This is a genomic window from Pseudomonas sp. Xaverov 259 (assembly GCF_019352915.1).
Classification (GTDB): domain Bacteria; phylum Pseudomonadota; class Gammaproteobacteria; order Pseudomonadales; family Pseudomonadaceae; genus Aquipseudomonas.
The window spans coordinates 1-16,901 of the sequence record NZ_JAAAFV010000019.1 but is presented as its reverse complement, the minus strand read 5'-3'; the positions used below and the strand labels follow the sequence as shown (position 1 = coordinate 16,901).

Annotated in this window: 18 protein-coding genes and 1 pseudogene; 4 read left to right on the top strand and 15 right to left on the bottom strand. The window is 63.1% G+C overall.

The annotated features are described in order from the left end of the window. Positions 1-37: 37 nt before the first annotated feature. Genes K0H48_RS05200 through K0H48_RS05170 form a run of 7 tightly spaced genes read right to left on the bottom strand, consistent with a single transcriptional unit; the run spans position 38 to position 4,598 of the window. The gene (locus K0H48_RS05200) at positions 38-1,360 is read right to left on the bottom strand and encodes a FliI/YscN family ATPase (RefSeq protein ID WP_219266693.1); all 1,323 of its coding nucleotides are present in this window, start codon (positions 1,358-1,360) and stop codon (positions 38-40) included. Then, positions 1,357-1,941 (bottom strand): type III secretion system stator protein SctL, encoded by a 585-nt coding sequence (gene sctL / locus K0H48_RS05195; protein WP_219266692.1) that lies wholly within the window; start codon positions 1,939-1,941, stop codon positions 1,357-1,359. The genes K0H48_RS05200 and sctL overlap by 4 nt, the downstream gene beginning before the upstream one ends. Further along, complete coding sequence (locus K0H48_RS05190) at positions 1,938-2,552, bottom strand: type III secretion protein (protein ID WP_219266691.1); 615 nt, start codon at positions 2,550-2,552, stop codon at positions 1,938-1,940. Before K0H48_RS05190 ends, sctL begins: the two co-directional genes overlap by 4 nt. Continuing rightward, positions 2,549-3,331 carry a type III secretion system inner membrane ring lipoprotein SctJ gene (gene sctJ, locus K0H48_RS05185; protein ID WP_138814913.1) on the bottom strand — a complete coding sequence of 261 codons (783 nt, stop codon included), beginning with the start codon at positions 3,329-3,331 and terminating at the stop codon, positions 2,549-2,551. The genes K0H48_RS05190 and sctJ overlap by 4 nt, the downstream gene beginning before the upstream one ends. Before the next feature lie 4 nt (positions 3,332-3,335). Further along, positions 3,336-3,770, bottom strand: coding sequence for a hypothetical protein (locus tag K0H48_RS05180; protein WP_200434289.1), 435 nt, complete (start codon positions 3,768-3,770; stop codon positions 3,336-3,338). Between the two features lie 9 nt (positions 3,771-3,779). Beyond that, positions 3,780-4,022, bottom strand: coding sequence for a hypothetical protein (locus K0H48_RS05175; RefSeq protein ID WP_017137572.1), 243 nt, complete (start codon positions 4,020-4,022; stop codon positions 3,780-3,782). A 12-nt stretch (positions 4,023-4,034) separates the two neighbouring features. Further along, positions 4,035-4,598 carry a type III secretion protein gene (locus tag K0H48_RS05170; protein ID WP_138814912.1) on the bottom strand — a complete coding sequence of 188 codons (564 nt, stop codon included), beginning with the start codon at positions 4,596-4,598 and terminating at the stop codon, positions 4,035-4,037. Between the two features lie 48 nt (positions 4,599-4,646). Between K0H48_RS05170 and K0H48_RS05165 the strand changes: the two genes are divergently transcribed. Then, the gene (locus tag K0H48_RS05165) at positions 4,647-5,411 is read left to right on the top strand and encodes a tetratricopeptide repeat protein (protein WP_219266690.1); all 765 of its coding nucleotides are present in this window, start codon (positions 4,647-4,649) and stop codon (positions 5,409-5,411) included. A gap of 122 nt (positions 5,412-5,533) precedes the next feature. On the opposite strand, the gene K0H48_RS05160 is transcribed toward K0H48_RS05165, so the two are convergent. From K0H48_RS05160 to K0H48_RS05130, 7 genes are all read right to left on the bottom strand, one after another. Then, complete coding sequence (locus K0H48_RS05160; RefSeq protein WP_200434286.1) at positions 5,534-5,914, bottom strand: hypothetical protein; 381 nt, start codon at positions 5,912-5,914, stop codon at positions 5,534-5,536. A gap of 14 nt (positions 5,915-5,928) precedes the next feature. After that, entirely contained in the window at positions 5,929-7,209 is a 1,281-nt protein-coding gene (locus tag K0H48_RS05155; RefSeq protein WP_219266689.1) for a type II and III secretion system protein family protein, read from the bottom strand. Continuing rightward, positions 7,206-9,344, bottom strand: coding sequence for a type III secretion system export apparatus subunit SctV (gene sctV, locus K0H48_RS05150; RefSeq protein WP_219266688.1), 2,139 nt, complete (start codon positions 9,342-9,344; stop codon positions 7,206-7,208). The genes K0H48_RS05155 and sctV overlap by 4 nt, the downstream gene beginning before the upstream one ends. Continuing rightward, positions 9,341-9,679, bottom strand: a complete 339-nt coding sequence (locus K0H48_RS05145) for a lipopolysaccharide assembly protein LapB (RefSeq protein WP_178112729.1) — start codon at positions 9,677-9,679, stop codon at positions 9,341-9,343. Before K0H48_RS05145 ends, sctV begins: the two co-directional genes overlap by 4 nt. Beyond that, entirely contained in the window at positions 9,676-10,032 is a 357-nt protein-coding gene (locus K0H48_RS05140; protein ID WP_138814906.1) for a hypothetical protein, read from the bottom strand. Before K0H48_RS05140 ends, K0H48_RS05145 begins: the two co-directional genes overlap by 4 nt. Before the next feature lie 172 nt (positions 10,033-10,204). Next, positions 10,205-11,089, bottom strand: coding sequence for an FHA domain-containing protein (locus tag K0H48_RS05135; RefSeq protein ID WP_219266687.1), 885 nt, complete (start codon positions 11,087-11,089; stop codon positions 10,205-10,207). 85 nt (positions 11,090-11,174) lie between these two features. Continuing rightward, complete coding sequence (locus K0H48_RS05130) at positions 11,175-11,336, bottom strand: hypothetical protein (RefSeq protein ID WP_016969018.1); 162 nt, start codon at positions 11,334-11,336, stop codon at positions 11,175-11,177. A 609-nt stretch (positions 11,337-11,945) separates the two neighbouring features. On the opposite strand from K0H48_RS05130, the gene K0H48_RS05125 reads away from it, so the two are divergent. From K0H48_RS05125 to sodC, 3 genes are all read left to right on the top strand, one after another. Then, positions 11,946-15,161: a type III effector HrpK domain-containing protein gene (locus tag K0H48_RS05125; protein WP_219266686.1), complete on the top strand. Its 3,216-nt coding sequence runs from the start codon at positions 11,946-11,948 to the stop codon at positions 15,159-15,161. Positions 15,162-15,232: 71 nt separating this feature from the next. After that, the gene (locus K0H48_RS05120; protein ID WP_219266685.1) at positions 15,233-15,688 is read left to right on the top strand and encodes a winged helix-turn-helix domain-containing protein; all 456 of its coding nucleotides are present in this window, start codon (positions 15,233-15,235) and stop codon (positions 15,686-15,688) included. A 116-nt stretch (positions 15,689-15,804) separates the two neighbouring features. Continuing rightward, entirely contained in the window at positions 15,805-16,326 is a 522-nt protein-coding gene (sodC, locus tag K0H48_RS05115; RefSeq protein ID WP_219266684.1) for a superoxide dismutase family protein, read from the top strand. Positions 16,327-16,578: 252 nt separating this feature from the next. Here sodC and K0H48_RS05110 read toward each other — a convergent pair. Beyond that, positions 16,579-16,901, bottom strand: a pseudogene (locus tag K0H48_RS05110) (hypothetical protein); the annotation flags it as partial.

The window sequence follows — 16,901 nt, the reverse complement described above, 5'->3', positions numbered from 1 at the left end:
TCGCCACAACAAGCCCTCTTGCCAGTCGTTAATTGATTCATGCCAACACCTGGCGCATGCGCATCAGGGTCTGTTCCAGGTTGCTGGGCTCGCCCGCGTTCTGGCGCAGGAATGCTTCGATGGCGGCGTGGCGTGCAATGGCTTCATCCGCCAGCGGGTCGCTGCCGGCGGAGTATTCGCCCACCCGGATCAGCATTTCGATCTCGCCGTAGCGCGCCATGAGCTCGCGGATGCGCATGGCCAGGCGTTTGTGTTCCTCACCGGCGACCTGCTCCATCAAGCGGCTGCGGCTGCGCAGCACGTCCACCGCCGGGAAGTAATTGCGCTGGGCCAATTCGGCGCTCAGGGCGATATGCCCGTCGAGGATCGAACGCGCTTCCTCGGCCACTGGGTCGCTGGCCGCGTCGCCTTCAGTCAGCACGGTGTACAGCGCGGTAATACTGCCGGTAGGGCCGGGGCCGGCGCGTTCGAGCAGGCGAGGCAACGCCGAGAAGAACGACGGCGGGTAACCGCGTCGGGTCGGCGGCTCGCCCACGGCCAGGCCGATTTCGCGCTGGGCGCGGGCAAAACGCGTGAGGCTGTCCATCAGCAGCAGCACATTGCGGCCCTGGTCGCGGTGGTATTCGGCCAGGGTGGTAGCGACAAACGCGGCCCGCACACGCTCTGCTGCCGGGCGATCCGAGGTGGCGACCACCGCCACCGTGCGTGCGCGCGCCTGGGCGTCGAGTTGCACGTCAAGCAACTCGCGCACTTCCCTGCCCCGCTCGCCGATCAGGCCGATCACAATCACATCGGCCTCGCTGTTGCGGATAATGCTGGCGAGCAGCGACGATTTGCCCACGCCAGGCTCGCCAAAGATGCCCATGCGTTGGCCCTGGGCCAAGGTCAGCAAGCCGTCGATGGAGCGGATACCCAGGGCCATGGAGCGCACGATTAACTGCCGCGAAAACGGTGCCGGAGGCTCGGCGTGCAAGGGGTAGTTTTGTAAAGCCAAGGTCGGTGGCAGGCCATCGCCGTCGAGAAAATCGCCCATGGGGCTGATCACCCGCCCCAACTGCGCATCACCGACCGCCACGCCGAGGGTTTCACCGGTGGCGGTGATCTGCGTGCGGGTCGACAAGCCTTCCATCGAGCCGATCGGCGACAGAATCGCCTCGTCACCGTCAAAACCAATCACCTCGGCACTCAAGCTGCGGCTGCTGCCGGGGTCGCGCAACTGGCACAGCTCACCAATGCTCGCGCCGGCCACGCTGGCGCGCAGCAGCACGCCGCGAATACTCAGCACAGTGCCGTGCATGGGGCGCGGGCGCGCCTGGGCCAGGCGCTCAGTCAGGCGTGGCAGCAACTGCTCCAGGTTCATGCCACACCTTCTTCGGCAAAGGGCAGCAAGCTGCGGCGCAGGGTTTGCAATTGCGCTTCCAGGCCCAGCTCCACCGAGCCGGCCGGGCTGCTGAGGCGCGCCTGGCCGGCGCCAAGCTGTTCATCGGCGGCCACTGCCAGCGCCACACCTTCGAGTTTGAGGCGTTGGCGCAATGCGTCGACCTCGGCGGGTGGCACCCACAGGGTCAGCGCCTGGTCCTGGCGAAACGCGCTCAAGGCTTGGCGGGTGCAGCGCACTATACGGTCAGCGTTGTCCAATTCGCCCAGCACCTCACGCACGATGCCCAAGGCCAAATCGGCCAGCGACGTCTCCAGGCTGCTCAGGTAGTGCTGCACTTGGGATTGGGTCTGCACCAGCAATTGCGCGACCTGCTCGGCGCCAGCTTGCCGGGCGCTTTCAAAACCCTCGGCGCGGGCGGCGTGCAGCCATTGGTCGCTGTCAGCCTTGATCTGTTCGGCCTGGTCTTTGGCCGCTTGCAGAAAGGCAAAACCTTCGGTCCACAACGCGGCTTCTTCGGCACGCAAGATGCGCGCAGCAGGACGGCTCGGTAGTTCATTCATGGGGCGATGTCCTCGGCCAGCAGGCACGCAGCAGCGGCCTGGACGATTTCCAGGTCACGCGGCACGCGCGCGCTGTAGCCCTGGGGGAAGTCAAAACGCAAACGCAGCCAACCTTGCCAGTCGGCGTGCTGGGCTTGCAGCCAGGCGGCGACACAGCCATGGCCGTCACGGTCGATGGCTTCGATCAACTCGGCCGGCTCACGCAGCAGATCCGCCGCGCCACCGAGTTGGCGCAATGCCAGGGCAGCCACAAACACCTCGGCGCCGAGGCCTTCACGCAGTTCATTGACCACCTCGCGGCGGATCTCACGGCTCAAGGTTGCGCCGTGCCAGATAGCCCCGCACAACCTCGACAGGCGCGCAAATTGCGCCGGCGACAGCAGCAACACCGGCAGGTCAGCCGCCAACGGCGTGACCAATTGCTCGATCGGCGCCAACTGATAATGCTTGACCAGCAGCTGCTCCAGGCGCGGGCGAAAACGCGGCTGGGCCTGCATGGCCTGCAACACCTCATCCGGCAGCTCGGCGGCAAAACACGCGCCCAGGCTGTGCCCGTGCACAAACTGCAAAGGCTCGGCGATCAGCCCCTGCCAGCGTTCGAACAAACTCATTCACCCTCCTTGAGCACATACAGCGCCTGGGACTGACGCCGCGCCCACTGCTGGCGTGCCAAAACACCGAGGGCGCCGAGCGCGATCAGCAACAACGTGCCGAACATGAAACGCGCCTGGGGAACGTTGTCTTCGAGCATCCACAAGCCCATAAAGCGCGCCAGCCGTGGTTGTGCCGGGTTCTGGCTGATGGCGACAGCCGCCTTGATCGCGGTGACCGACACGCCTTCGTAGCTCAGGCCGGAAATGCCGTTGGCCACCAGGGTCTTGATCTGCGGGATCAGCGTGTTGATGTCGGTGCCTGGGTCGTAACGCACCAGCACCGAGGCCGACGAGGGTGAAATCACGCGTTTGAGCAGGTCGTTGTCGGGCAGCACCACGTGCACGCGCGCGGCGACGATGCCGTCGATCTGCGACACCGAGTGCGAGAGTTCCTCGCTCAGCGCATAGATCATCTGCGCGCGCTCCTGCACCGGCGACGACACCAGGCCATTGCCCTTGAATACTTGGCCCATATTGGAAAAGCTCTGTTGCGGCAGGCCGGCGTTGTCGAGCAGTGTCATGGCTTCGGCGAAGCGCTCCTCGTCGACCACCACTTTGAGCTGGCCGTTGTCCTGGGCCTTGCGTTCCGCCGGGATACCACCGCGCAGCAGCACCGCGACCATGGCGTTGGCATCGCGCTCGCTGAGGTTGGTATAGAGGTCGGTGTTGCACGCCTGCAACAGACTGGCCAGCAGGCCGATCAGCAACAGGCGCAGGGCGCGGTTTGGGCTTGGCATGGCGTTATTGACCCTTGAGCAGCGTGTTGGCGGAACCGGAGATCTGCGTTGCACCGCGCACCACCATCTGGGTTTCGATGGAGTAGTCGAACATCTTGCCCAGGGAGTGGACGATCTGATCGACCTGCTGCTCGCCGACTTTTTTACCCGGCTCGCCCTGAGGCGAAGCGCTGGCCGTACGGATTTCAGCCTGCGCGGGCGGCGGCGCCGAGGGATTGTTGGTGAGCAAATCCGCACGCTCGGAAAACGCCCGCGAACGGTCGATAAAGCTGTTCATGCGCTCCATCAAACCTGAGCCGATCTGATGTGGGCTGGCGCCTTCGGGCATGCCCTTGGCGGTGTTGGCCATGTGCTCGAACAGGTTCTGCGAGGCCCCGGCGGGCCCCGCTCCGGCGGACGGCGGCAAGGCCGTGGCGCCGGCGGCGAGACTGATAGTCATAGGGGCTCCCTACTCGTCGTCGTCATCGGACATGGCGTCGTTCAGCAGTTCCTGCATCTTCGGCATGATGATGAACTGGCCGCCGATGGTGACGGCCTGGGTGATCAACGCATCGTTGAATTTGGCGTCGTCGGCGTCCGAGGTGTCCGCCGGCTTGTCGGCGGCCTTGGCGTTATCCACTGCGGCATTGAACTTGGCTTCAGGGCTGGCGCCACCGGGGGCGAGGTTGCTGTCTACGGCCGTTACGGACATGGTGCTGCTCCTTTACTGGGTTGGGGTTTCGGTACTGACTTGCGCGCCGCGAAACACTCGCACACCGCGCTCGCGCGCCACCGGGGCGGCCACGGCCTTGGGTTGCAGGTGATCGACATGCTGTTGCACCAGCGCCAGGTATGGCGGTGGCCCGGACACGAATACTTCATCGCCCTCGGGGCCGTTGCGCATCGACAGCTGCTGGCCGAACACATCGAGGGTGTTGAGGTAAGCCTGCAACTGGTCGAGGTTCAGTGCGCTGGCCTTGAACAGTTTTGTGCCGATCTCATCGTTGGCGTTGAGGTACAGAAGGTTGCCGTCGAAGTACCAGGTGAGGCCGTTGGTGCTGCACAGGGTTTGCAGGAACTCACCGGCGGTGGCGGCACGAATCGTGCTGCGGGCCTTGCCGCGTACCTTGTCCGAGAGCACCACGGGGATGTCGAGGTTGTGGCCGAACTCTTCCAGTGCGCCGCGCACATCCTGGTCGACCAGCACGTAGGCATAGGGTTTGGAGAACCATTCGGGCGCTTCGGCCGCATGAGCAAAACTGGCGCCGAACAGGCATAGGATGGCCATCAAAAATATGCTTACATGGCCTGCGCCTTCGCCCGACGAGTTGTGACGATGACCAAGAATTTCCTGCTTGCCAGTACCCTGCTGTTGGCTGCCTGCTCCAGCAAACCTGCGACCGATTCCGACAAGTCCCTGCAACTGGCCAACGACCTGAGCAAGCGCGGCGACTACGCCAGCGCGGCTGCGCTGTACGAGCGCGCCACCCAGCAACCCGGCGCCGGCATCGACCTGTGGCTCAAGCTCGGCCAGGCCAGGCTCGACGCCAAGGACGCACTGGGCGCCGAGCGCGCCTTCCAGCAAGCCCTGGGCCTGGACGCCCGCAACGCCGACGCGCTGCTCGGCCTGGGCACCGCACAGTTGCAACTGGGCAAGAGCCAACGCGCCGTCACGGCGCTGGGCCAGGCCGCCGAGATCAACCACCTGCCAGCCGCCTACACACGCCTGGGCATCGCACAGGTCTTGAACGGCCAGGCCGTCGCCGCACAAACCGCCTTCGCCCAAAGCCTCAGCCTGCAGCCCGACAACCTCGACAGCCGCTGCAACCTGGCCCTGGCTTATGCGCTGGGTGGGCAATCGCAACAGGCGCTGGACACCATCGCCCCCGTCACCCAATCGCCCCGCGCCTTGCCACGGCATCAGCGCAATGAGCTGCTGGTGATGGTGTTGGCGGGGTATGAACAAAAGGTTACCGGGCTGCCGCTGGATGATATTCCGGCGGCTGAGCGGGCACGCTTGGTGACCGAGGCCAAGCGCATCAAGGCCATCAGTGACCCGGTGGCGCAAGCCAAGGAGCTGGGGTTGGTTGACCCGCGGTGATATGCCTTGATCGTTCCCACGCTCTGCGTGGGAATGCAAGCCGGGACGCTCTGCGTCCAAAAGCGTGACGCGGAGCGTCACAAGAGGCGTTACCACGCGGAGCGTGGGAACGATCTGAAGAGTCATTGCTGGCCTCCCGCAGCGCCGGCCTTGGCTTCCTGCTGATCCTTGCGCCGCTGCAACTGCTCGCGGTCAAAGCCTTCGATATACACCTGCGCCGCCCGACCGACCGGCGCGGCCATCGCTGGCCCAGTCGCGCGGCCCTGGGTCAGGTCCTGCTTACGCTCGACCATCTGCATCAGGTTCAAATTGTTCGCACACCCCAACGGCAAGGTCGGCTTGAAATCCTCATCCAACCCGATCTCATCCTTGGCCGCCGGTTGCTGGCACTGGCTCGGCAAGCCATCGGCGCGGTATTCCGGCGAGTAATACGTCGGCGCCAAATGGGTCTTGCAGCCCATCAGCGCCAAGGGCAACAGCATCAACACACGCAAAGCAGTCATGGCAGGCCCCTTAGTCAATTCATGTAAAAACCGAACGCCCCACCGCTGCGCGGTCCGTTGGCTGCGGCGGTCGTCGGTAAGGCATCCAGGGGCGTGGCAAGACCGCGACCGCGTACCGGCTCAACCAGGTACGGCGTAATCAGGATCACCAGTTCTGTTTCATTGCGTTGGAAGCGCTTGGAACGAAACAGATTGCCGAGGATCGGCAGGTCGCCCAGCAATGGCAGCTTCTCGATGTCCTGGCTGCTCTCACGCTGGAACAGCCCAGCAATGGCGAACGTCTGCCCACTGCCGACTTCCACCCGCGTATCGGCGCGACGCACGCTGAAGGACGGCACATGGAAGTTGCCGAAATCCACCGTACCGCCGCTGACCACGCTGCTGACTTCCGGGCGCACTTGCAGGGCGATGCGCCCGTTAGGCAGCAAGGTCGGGTTGAACAGCAGCGACACGCCGAAGGATTTGTATTCGATGCCCACCAGGTCGCGGTTGACCGGCACCGGAATCGCCACTTCGCCGCCGGCGAGGAAGCTCGCGGTCTGGCCGGTCATGGCGGTGATATTCGGCTCGGCGAGGATCTGCAAGATCCCGTTGGCCTGCAACGCATCGAGCATGCCGTCGATATTCACATTGCCGGAACCGGTGCCCGCTGTCGCCAAGCCACCGGCCGTCGCCGCCGCCAATGGGCCGCCCGTGATCAGGCCGAAGGAAAACGTGCCGTTATTGAACATCGCGTTCCAGTTAACGCCGTAGTGCAGCAGCTCGGAACGTGATACTTCGGCAAAGCGCACCCGCAGGTTGACCTGGGCGGCGCCGGCATATTCGGCGGTGTTGATCGCGCTCTGGAAACCTTGGCCCTGAGGGTTGAGCAACGCGTTGAGGTCGGTGGCCTCGGCCACCGAACCTAGCGTGCCCTTGGCGATCAGGCGGTTGCCGGCGCCGCTGATCTGCGCGCCATTGCCGGGGTGCAGCGTCTGCATCGGCGTGGTCACCGCCTGGCTGTCACTGCTGACCGAAAGCGTCAGGCTGGCCAGCTGCTTGCCGTCGTTGCCAAGGGCAATAAGGCTGGTGTTGCCCGGCGCCTTGCCGAAGATATAGATCGTACCGGGCGACACCACTTGCAGGTCGGCCACATTCGGTTCGGCCACCAGCACCGAATCCACCGGCGCGACAAAATGCAGAATGCGCCCTTCACCGGACGCCAGGTTGATCGAGCCGCCAGCGCCTCGGCCAATGTCCTGGGCCTGACTGGTACACGCGATCAAAGCGAGCAACAACACACAAAAACGCATCATGAGGCAGACGCCAGGGGGGTGACGGAAGCCGCAGCAGGCGCGCGGCGATTGGAAATATCGGTGAGGCTGATGGTCACCAGCGCTTGCAGGTTGTACTCGGTGGCCAACTCGCGGAACGACAGCACCGCCAGCTCCAACTCGCCGCGCAGCACCAGCCGGCGCAAGCTGCGGCGCAGTTCCGGGTGCACCAGCAACACGGCGCTGTTGGCCTCACAGGTGTTCTCGCAAGCCTGACGCAGTTGCGCGAGCAAGGCGCGGCTGACTTCTTCGGGGATCAACTCACGCTGCGGCTCCTGGCGACGCAAGGACGCCCGCAGCTGGTCTTCCAGGCCCGGCGCCAATACCAGAGCTCCGATCACCCGGTTACGGTCGGCGTATTGATGACTGATCTGGCGCGCCAGTGCGGCACGCAAATGCTCGGCCAGGCGCCCGGCGTCGGTTTCGCGTGCGCCCCACTCCACCATGGCCTCGAGCAAGGCGCGCTGGTTGCGGATCGACACGCCTTCACCGACGAGCAGGCGCAGGGTTTCGGCCACGCGTTGCAGCGGCACCAGGCGCAGGGCCTCTTTGACCAGCTCGCCGTACGTGGCTTCGGTGCGTTCGAGCAACAGGCGGGTTTCCTGGATGCCGAGGAAGTCCGCGGCATAGCGGCGCAGGCTGCGTTCCAACACACCGCGCAGCACTTCGTCTGGGAGCAAAAAGCCGATGCCGGCGTTGCGCAAGACGTCTTCGTGCTGACGTTCGATCCAGTGCGCAGTGCGGCCGTTGAGCGGTGAATCGGCTTGCACGGTGGCGATATCGAGCAACTGCACATGCACCGGGTCATCCTGCAACAACAGGCAGTTGATCGGCAATTCGCCCTCGCTCACCGGCACGCCTTCCAGCGACACGCGGAAACTGCCCGGCGTGGCCTTGGCTTCCATGTAGATGCCTGGCACCGGTACATCCACGCCAAGCTCGGTGCGAATGTCGTGACACAGCGCCTCGACACGCTGGCGCAACAGCTGGCGCGGCGCACTCTGGGATACGCCGCTGCCGAGGGTCAGCAGTACACGGCTGTCGGGCAACAGGTTGTCATCCAGTTCGGCCTGAACCTCGACCACCGGCGGCAATTCCTCGACCAGCGCTTCAAGTTCACCCTGGGGTTGACGGGTGTGCCGGCGATACATCAGCAAAGCTGCACCGCCAAAGGCCAGGGACAAGCCGATAAAAACCCAGGTCGGGAAGCCTGGCAACAGGCTCACGCCGAGCATGATCAGCGCCGTCAAGCCCAGTGCGCGGTAGCTGGCGCCCAGTTGCTTGATGATCTCGCTGCCCAGGTCGCCGGCCTCGCCGTCGCTGTTGACCCGCGTCACGACAGTGCCCGCCGCCACCGAAATCAACAGCGCCGGGATCTGGGCGATCAGGCCGTCACCCACGGTCAGCAGCGAATAGGTGTGCACCGCCACGCCGAATGGCATGTCGCGTTCGATCATGCCGATCAGCATGCCGCCCAGCAGGTTGACCGCGAGGATCACCAGCCCTGCGATGGCGTCGCCTTTGACGAACTTCATCGCGCCGTCCATTGCGCCGAACATCTGGCTTTCGCGCTCCAGGCGCGAGCGCCGGCGGCGCGCTTCGGGCTGGTCGATATCGCCATTGCGCAGGTCGTTGTCGATGCTCATCTGCTTGCCGGGCATGGCGTCCAGGGTGAAACGCGCCGCCACTTCCGCAACGCGCTCGGCGCCCTTGGTGATGACCACAAACTGCGCCACGGTGATAATCAGGAACACCACCATGCCGACCACCACTTGCCCGGCGATCACAAAGTCACCGAACGCCTTGACGATATGGCCGGCGTCACCGTGCAGCAGAATCAGGCGCGTGGTGGTGATCGACAGCGACAAACGAAACAAGGTGCTGAGCAGAATCAGCGGCGGCAGCGCAGAGAACTCCACGGAGTGGCCGATGTAGAACGCCACGATCAGGATCAGGATGCTCAGGGCAATATTGAGGCCGATCAGCATGTCCACCAGGTAGGTGGGCAGCGGGATGATCATCATCACAATCGCCATCAGCATGAACGCGACGATGATCACGTCGGTGCGCTGCGCGGCCATGCGCGCCACGTTGTTCAAGCGATTGAGTACGCTCATGGGTTGGCCCTGCGTGCGGCTAAGTAGCGTTTGAAGCACTGGCGCGCTTCGTCCTTGCGCTCGCCGTACCACAACGCACGGGCGCGCAGCAGCAACAGGCTGGCGGATTCGCCTTCCAGCGCCACCAAGCGGTCGAGGGCGCCGAGTGCCCGGGTGGCATCGCCACTGTCGGTGAACGCCAAGACCAGCGCGCGCAGCAGCACGCGGTCGTGGGGCGCGACGCTGACGGCAATCAGCAACATCACCAGGGCGCGCTGGGACTGGCCATTGCGCCGGTACAGCTCACCAATGCCCTTGAGCAATTGCACGGCGTCCTCGTTATCACGGGCCATCAGGCATGTACCTCTGAGCGCTGCTGTTCGAGGTTGCGGCGCATCTCGATCTCTTCGCTGATCAGGTCATGGGCCAGCGCCTTGATCTCGGGCTCGGCGTCCAGGCTCGGCAGAATGTGTTCCATCACATGCTCCAACAGCTCCAGGGAACGGGCGCTGCCGAACAGCAGGGAGTCCACCCCGGCGGCGCTGGTGAGGGCTTCAAGGTCGCTGCGCAGCGAGCGGCGGGTTTGGGTCTTGCGGGTCTTGAGCACCGCCTCGAAGGCGGTGGCCTGGCGTGAATTAACCGGGCGAATGGCTTCGATGGGCGCGCTGCGCACATCACTGGGAATTAACGGGCGGGGTTCGACTTTCATGCCTGGGCCTGTTGATCGTTCCCACGCTCTGCGTGGGCATGCATCCTGTGACGCTCTGCGTCACCTTGCGCAGGGGTCAAGCATTGCGCTGATTTCAGGACGCGGAGCGTCCGGGGCGGCATTACCACGCAGAGCGTGGGAACGAGCATGTGTATACGTCCCATAGACCGACTCATAAGGTGAAGGTGAAGCGCTCATCGCCACGGGCGAGGATCACTTGGTTGTTCTCGATGCGTTCCAGCACCCAGTTGTCTGCCAGCGCCGCGCCGGGGTACAGGCGCTTGCCGCTGTCGTTGATCACATAGGGGTGGGTGCCGAACCACACGGCCTGGAAGCGCACGCGTGGGCGCGCCGCATCGGCACGCACGGCAACGCGGGGGTTGAGCACGATCTGCTGGCCGTAACGCTGGTCGAAGGCTTGTTGCAGGGCCAGCCATTGGGGCTTTTGTGACTGCTCGAAACTGCCCTCGGCGCTGAGCTGGCCATTGCTGTTGGTGACGCTCACCGTATCCAGATGGGCGGCTCGCAACTGCTGTTCCAGCCAGGTCTTGGCCTGTTCGCGGGACGGCTGTTTAATCGCCGGCACAGCAACCACTGCCGCCGCCTGCGCCGACGGCGGGTCACTGCGAAAGGCCAGCGCCCCTGCACAGATAAACAGCAGGCCAAGTGCGACAACCCAAGGGGTTAATGTGCGCGGGGCATGGGAGGGTTGTTCAGCCTCTTCAGGCAGCGCCAGGCTCACACCGGCGGTGCCGATGCGCAGTTGCAAAGGCAGTCGCGCGCGATGGCCACTGCCCTGGGGAATTCCCATGGTGCCATTAACCAGCACTTCACCGCCCAAGGCTTCGACCGCCACGTGGCCGCCCTCAAAACGCAGGCGCAGGTGCAGGCCGGCGATACCGGGGTCGCTGAGCACAAGGTCGGCCGCGAGGTCCGCGCCGATGGTGTAGACAGGCTGATCGAGCACCAGGGAACTGCCCTGGTGCAAACCGGCGGTCACAGTGAGGGTCGGTGCGCCAGACGCGGCCACCGGCCCCAAAGAAATCAAGGCTGTCATGTGTGGGTTTGCCCCCTTGAAAATGTGCAACGGGGTCAAGAATCAGAAGGTAAACGGGCAGCGCCGGCGCCGCCCGTTTGGCAAATCAGTTCTGCGGACGCTGTTTGGTGGCGTCGAGCTCAGCTTTTTTCGCGGTGCTGATTTCGGTGATCTTGGCCGACTTCTCGATAGCCATGTTGAAGGTCGCTTCCATCTTCGCGATAGCGTCGTCGGCGCCGCCGGCTTTTACTGGTGGGACATCAGCCATGTTCATCTCCTTGCATCGATAGGGAAGTTATTCAGTTGCGCAACAGCAAGCTGAAAGTATGCAAACCCGGTAAATGCCCAAAACGTCAGACAGTGAGCTTTCGAACCGTCGTGGGTTTGCATGGGGGCCATACTACTCACGATCAAAACGCCTTCGCTGTGAAAGCTTGTGAAACGTTTCGGCTACCGGGTGTGAAATGTTTGGCTCAACCAGGCATTGAGAAAAACTCATGCGTGTTCGCCCGTGGAACTTTTAGCGAAACATTCAAACAGGGCCAAAGCCCTTATTTCCTTGGCTTTGCGCGCGCAGCCTGAAAAGTTATTGAACAAAATTTGACGAATTCATACCGACTAAACGCGTGGCCCATCACGACTTCGGCGTGTTTTTTGTATCGACTTCACATTTTTCGCTAATAGCCTTTTGCCCAACTTGGGAGATATTTCCATTTGTAACAAAAGCGACTTACTCATCGCGTTTTATAGCTCGGCGCGAGCGGCCTTAATGCTCGTGGGCAACTAATTTCCTGCGCCCGATTAGTACAGTTGCACTAATAGCCGAATGTTCAGTGTGCAGGCCCTGATATATGAAACAACTTCCAGGTGAGCATGTATGCCAGCGATCCCAAGTAGTCGTGACCCTGCCGAAACACCGGGCACAGACGGCTCGCAGAAAAAATTCGAAACCGCGTTGTACACCGCCGTCAACCAGCCGACCTTCGACCCTTCGAAGATCCGTGGCCCGTCGATCCCACTGTCCTATCAAAACGTGCAGGCACCGGTGAATAACAGCATCACCTACACACCGCTGGGCAGCGACAAGCCGGTGACGCTCAAACAAATCGATAACCCGCGCCTCTACGAAACACTGGTCAACCAGTACAACGCGCAGCAGAACGATGCCAGCTTCGAAAAGAACCTCAGCGACAGTAAAGCGGCCGGCTACACCCAGGCCGATGCGAGCACCGTGGCGCCGGGGCTGGGCAACTACACGGCCATCGGCAGCCCGACGGAACTGGGCCCGGGTTTGATCCGCTATGAAACCGCCTCGGGTGACAAGGTGGTGGTCAGCCAGAAAGACACGCCGCAGCTGTTCGATCAGGTCAGCGGCGACTTCACCAAGCTCTCAGCCATCAATGCCAGCGGCGCCGAAGGCTATCGCCTGGCAGGCCCCAACGAGAGCATCGACCCGGCCACTGATATCGGCCCGCCCGAGGAAGTCGGGCCTGGGTTGATTCGCTACCAGACCGCATCCGGCGACAAGGTGATCGTGTCCCAGGACATCACCCCTGCCCTGTACGACCAGGTGGCCAAGCTTTACGCCGGCACTACCGGTGCGGCAGGCGCCTCGGACACCTCGTGGATCGACAACTCATCGTTCGGCGTGGCCGGCACCAAGGACTGGAACAGCATCACCGGCAACACCAGCACAACACCGACCAAAGAAGAACTCGACCTGAACCGCACGCGCGCCGCCGCGCAATTACTCTCGCAGAACTGGGACGCCTGGGGCCTGCACGGCGCGCCAATCGACTTTGCCAACCCGCCGACCAGCTTGCCGCCCCAAGCCCAGGCCGTGCTCAAGTACGTGGCCAGCAGCCCGAACCTGATGGCCGCGCTGGACAGTGGCGGTCGCGGTAAAGCCGACAATGTGATCACCCATTCCGACGTCGACCATTTCATCAGCAATACCAACAGCGACATAGGCGCGGCGGCGAAGTCCTATGCCAGCTTCATGGGCAGCCACCCAGGCGACCTGGCCCAGGCCAACGCCAAGTCCGCCGCCATAGTGATGGCTAACGAAACCCTGGTCGCCAGTTCCGGCACCGCCATGCGCCCAGGTGACAACCAGCGCAGCAACGACGGCATGATCCGCCCCGATAACCTGCAAGCCCTGGGCAGTGATTCGGCCTTGAGCAACGAACTGACCGGCGCTGCCGCGATGTGGTCGCGCCCCGGCATGTTCCACGCCCTGGAAACCGGCGGTGACAACCCCGCCACCGGCAAATCCGACAACCTCGGCACCCGCGACAACATCGGTGCATGGCTGGAGAAACAGGCGCCGAAAACCGACAGCGACACCCTGACCTTCCTCGACGGCGCCGCCACCCGCGATGCCGTCGCCGGTGTGGACACCTCCAAGCTCACCGCCGATATCCTCGCCAACCCGCAGAACTACACAGGGGAACAAAAAGCCGCGGTGATGGTGCAACTGACCGATGCACAAACGCGCTTGCTGGTCAGCGACTACGTGGGCAACGAAGGTTTGATGGACAAGTACACCTCGCCCAACTGGGGCCTGAACCCCAACGAAGACAAGATCAAGGCGCAGCTGCAAAGCGGCATTGAGACCCTGTCGGCGGACCCGGACGTGCAAAGCTTTTTGCAGAACAATCGCGGCCCCGCGCTCAGCGATATCGTGAGCGCCGACCCGAGCATGAAGGTCGCGATGCAGAACTATTTTGAAGGCGGCATCGAATCGGGCAAGAACCTCACCGACAACCTCAATGCCAAGGACCAGAACGGCAAGCAGATCGACATGGGCATGGGCCTGCAAAACGCCGCCAACGATGCGACCATCGCCAACCTGGCACTGGGTGGCAACGGCCATGTGGACCTGACCAAAATCGCCGCCAATGCAGGCCAGAGCGACGCGATCCTAAGCTATTACAAGAACCAACTGGTGACCGGCAAAGCCTTCACCGATGCGGTGGCCGGCGGCCTGGACCCGACCGTGGCGGCCAGCAGTTTCGCCGCCAGCACCGCGTCGGCCCAGGCCTTTCTCGGTGATAAGGCCACGGCGGATGACGCGGCGACCTTGCAGGTCAACTTCAACGAAAACCTTGGCGATGCGTTGCTCGGCGGTGCCACCACCGACACGCTGAACGTTACGCTTGGCGATGGCAATGGCAACTTCGACGAAGCCAAAGTCACCGCTGCGATCAACGACGCGCAGCAAAAAGACCCCGAGATGTTCACCACCTCCGACGGCGGCAAGATCGACCCGGCGCAGGTGGTGTCGATGCTGCGCTCGGTGTGGGACATCGGCCGCCAGGGCAACAAGATTGCCGACGCCTTGCCCAAGGCCATCGAAGGCATGAAGTTCGGCGATGTCAGCCCGGCGTTCAAGCAGGGCCTGCTGCATATCGGCAGCGCCGTGTTGATGAGCGGCGTGCTCATGGCGCGTTCGGCCAGCGGCAGCACCACCCCGGTGGCGGATGCCAACCGCGTATCGGCGGGCCTGCAATTTGCCGGGTTGCTGCTCGAAGGCGGGACCAAATACGCCAAGGAAGCCGGCTATGGCGTGACCTGGGTCAACCGCCCGGACGGCGGCACCATTGGTGATTTCCCCGGCAAAGTGCCGGTGGGCAAAGGCCCGCTGTCGCCGCAACAGATCGCCAATATCGGCGCGGCGGGCAAGATCATCGGTTCGGCCGGCGGCATTATCGGCGGTGTGATCGGGATTATCGGCGGCGTCGACTCGTTGAAAAAAGGCGACTACCTCAGCGGCAGTTTCTCGGTGGCCACCGGTGTGCTCGGCACCGGTGCGGCTGTCGCCGGCCTGGTGGAAGCCGGGGCCGGTTTGTATGGCGCCACCGAAATCGGCGCGGTGGCCGGCACCATCAGCGGCATCCTTGGCGGTGCCACGGCAATTCTCGGCGGTATCGGCAGCGCGTTCCTGCCGTTCGCCCTGGCCGATGCCCATGGCAAGGCGCAAGACGCGTTCTACGGGCAACTGGCACCGGTGCTGCAGCAATACGGCCTCACCGGTGGCCCGACGATGGATGGCGATTATCCGTCTGATCCGATCCCGGCGATCAATACCTGACCCTCCCCGGCAGCCCGGTGCGAAAAGGAGCCGCGCCGGGCTGTGATTTCCACGCACAAAGGTTAACTGACATGACGTACTCGACTCGCAGCCACCTCACCGATGACGCCTCTTTGGGCATTCACTTCGGCCCGTTCCACCTGCTGCCCCAACGTCATCTGTTGCTCAAGCACGGGCAACCCGTGAACCTCGGCAGCCGCGCCCTGGCCCTGCTGATCGCCCTCGCCTCCCGGCCGGGTGAGCTGCTGCATAAACACCAACTGCTCGACATCGCCTGGCCCAGGCTGGTGGTGGAGGAATGCAACCTGCGCACACAAATCAAGACCCTGCGCCGCGTGCTGGGCGACGCTGACTCGTTCTACATCGCCACCGCAGCGGGCCAAGGTTACCGGTTCGTCGCGCCCACTTGGTTCGATCGCGAACCGGTGGTGAAGCAGCCGGTGGTGCTCGGCGTATATGGCTGCCGTCACTGCGGTGGCGCCGCCATGCTGCCTCGATTTACTCAGGCGGGCCTGCAAAACAGCTGACACCCTGGGGTTATTCCGTTGGAAAAATATGTTTTTTCCAACGGAATTATTCGCCCGCGCCAATCGTTGTTATTCCCGAGACTGCCCAACACCCACAACCCTCAGGAACTACCTGTATGAATCGCTCCCTTATCCTCAGCCTGCTCGGCCTCCTGGCCGTCGGTTCCGCCCAGGCGGCTTCGCTGCAAGTCCCGGTCAACCTGGTGAGTACCGATGGCGCACCGCAACCAGTGGGCACGGTGACCATCAGCGAATCGGCCTACGGGCTGATTTTTACCCCGGACCTGAAGTCGCTGCCGATGGGCGTGCATGGCTTTCATATCCATGAAAACGGCAGCTGCGAGGCGGGCGTGAAAGATGGCGTGAAAGTCGCGGCACTTGCCGCCGGCGGGCACTTCGACCCGGAAAAAACCGGCAAGCACCTGGGGCCATACGCTGACGGCCATTTGGGTGACCTGCCGGCGCTTTACGTGAATATGGACGGCATGTCCAACAACCCAGTGCTGGCGCCACGCTTGAAAACCATCGCGCAGATCAAAGGCCGTGCGCTGATGATCCATGCCGGGGGCGACAACCATTCGGACATGCCCAAGCCGCTGGGTGGTGGCGGTGAGCGGCTGGTGTGTGGCGTGATCTAAGCACCCACATAAATCTAAATGTGGGAGCGGGCTTGCCTGCGATGGCGGTTTGGCGGGGGGGGTATTTGGTCGGGGTACATATCCGTTGCTGCGGTGATGGCGGCTTAGGGTTCCGCCCTGACGGCGGGTCACTTTTGCAAGGACGCAAAAGTAACCAAAAGGTCCTCGCCCCAACACTCGGTGCCTCGCTATGGCTCGGCATGCCCGCAATCCGACAGTGATTTGGGGGGTCGCCGCGATGGGCCATCGTGTTTAACGGGGCGCTCTCAGATCAAGATCACGATCAAAAGCGCAGATCAAAAGACTGCTGACTTCGCCAGCGAAAAGGATGTAAGGGCCGGAGCAACAGCAACAGCAGAGCCACACTCGGTCAAAGGTGGGAGCTGGCTTGTCGAATCGTCGCACCGCTGCGATGGCATCAACTCGGTGTGCCTGATAAACCGAGGTATCTGCATCGCAGGCAAGCCAGCTCCCACAGAAAAGCAACTCTTCAGTGCATGCAAATCCGCAGCCGACATCATTTTCAAAGCTGCATGCGGTCAACTGTGGGAGCGGGCTTGCTCGCGAATGCGGTG

Excerpts from the sequence above, each read along its gene's own strand:
- K0H48_RS05200 (WP_219266693.1), bottom strand. The coding sequence starts at position 1,360 with ATGAACCTGGAGCAGTTGCTGCCACGCCTGACTGAGCGCCTGGCCCAG.
- sctL (WP_219266692.1), bottom strand. The coding sequence starts at position 1,941 with ATGAATGAACTACCGAGCCGTCCTGCTGCGCGCATCTTGCGTGCCGAA.
- K0H48_RS05190 (WP_219266691.1), bottom strand. The coding sequence starts at position 2,552 with ATGAGTTTGTTCGAACGCTGGCAGGGGCTGATCGCCGAGCCTTTGCAG.
- sctJ (WP_138814913.1), bottom strand. The coding sequence starts at position 3,331 with ATGCCAAGCCCAAACCGCGCCCTGCGCCTGTTGCTGATCGGCCTGCTG.
- K0H48_RS05180 (WP_200434289.1), bottom strand. The coding sequence starts at position 3,770 with ATGACTATCAGTCTCGCCGCCGGCGCCACGGCCTTGCCGCCGTCCGCC.
- K0H48_RS05175 (WP_017137572.1), bottom strand. The coding sequence starts at position 4,022 with ATGTCCGTAACGGCCGTAGACAGCAACCTCGCCCCCGGTGGCGCCAGC.
- K0H48_RS05170 (WP_138814912.1), bottom strand. The coding sequence starts at position 4,598 with ATGGCCATCCTATGCCTGTTCGGCGCCAGTTTTGCTCATGCGGCCGAA.
- K0H48_RS05165 (WP_219266690.1), top strand. The coding sequence starts at position 4,647 with ATGACCAAGAATTTCCTGCTTGCCAGTACCCTGCTGTTGGCTGCCTGC.
- K0H48_RS05160 (WP_200434286.1), bottom strand. The coding sequence starts at position 5,914 with ATGACTGCTTTGCGTGTGTTGATGCTGTTGCCCTTGGCGCTGATGGGC.
- K0H48_RS05155 (WP_219266689.1), bottom strand. The coding sequence starts at position 7,209 with ATGATGCGTTTTTGTGTGTTGTTGCTCGCTTTGATCGCGTGTACCAGT.
- sctV (WP_219266688.1), bottom strand. The coding sequence starts at position 9,344 with ATGAGCGTACTCAATCGCTTGAACAACGTGGCGCGCATGGCCGCGCAG.
- K0H48_RS05140 (WP_138814906.1), bottom strand. The coding sequence starts at position 10,032 with ATGAAAGTCGAACCCCGCCCGTTAATTCCCAGTGATGTGCGCAGCGCG.
- K0H48_RS05135 (WP_219266687.1), bottom strand. The coding sequence starts at position 11,089 with ATGACAGCCTTGATTTCTTTGGGGCCGGTGGCCGCGTCTGGCGCACCG.
- K0H48_RS05130 (WP_016969018.1), bottom strand. The coding sequence starts at position 11,336 with ATGGCTGATGTCCCACCAGTAAAAGCCGGCGGCGCCGACGACGCTATC.
- K0H48_RS05125 (WP_219266686.1), top strand. The coding sequence starts at position 11,946 with ATGCCAGCGATCCCAAGTAGTCGTGACCCTGCCGAAACACCGGGCACA.
- K0H48_RS05120 (WP_219266685.1), top strand. The coding sequence starts at position 15,233 with ATGACGTACTCGACTCGCAGCCACCTCACCGATGACGCCTCTTTGGGC.
- sodC (WP_219266684.1), top strand. The coding sequence starts at position 15,805 with ATGAATCGCTCCCTTATCCTCAGCCTGCTCGGCCTCCTGGCCGTCGGT.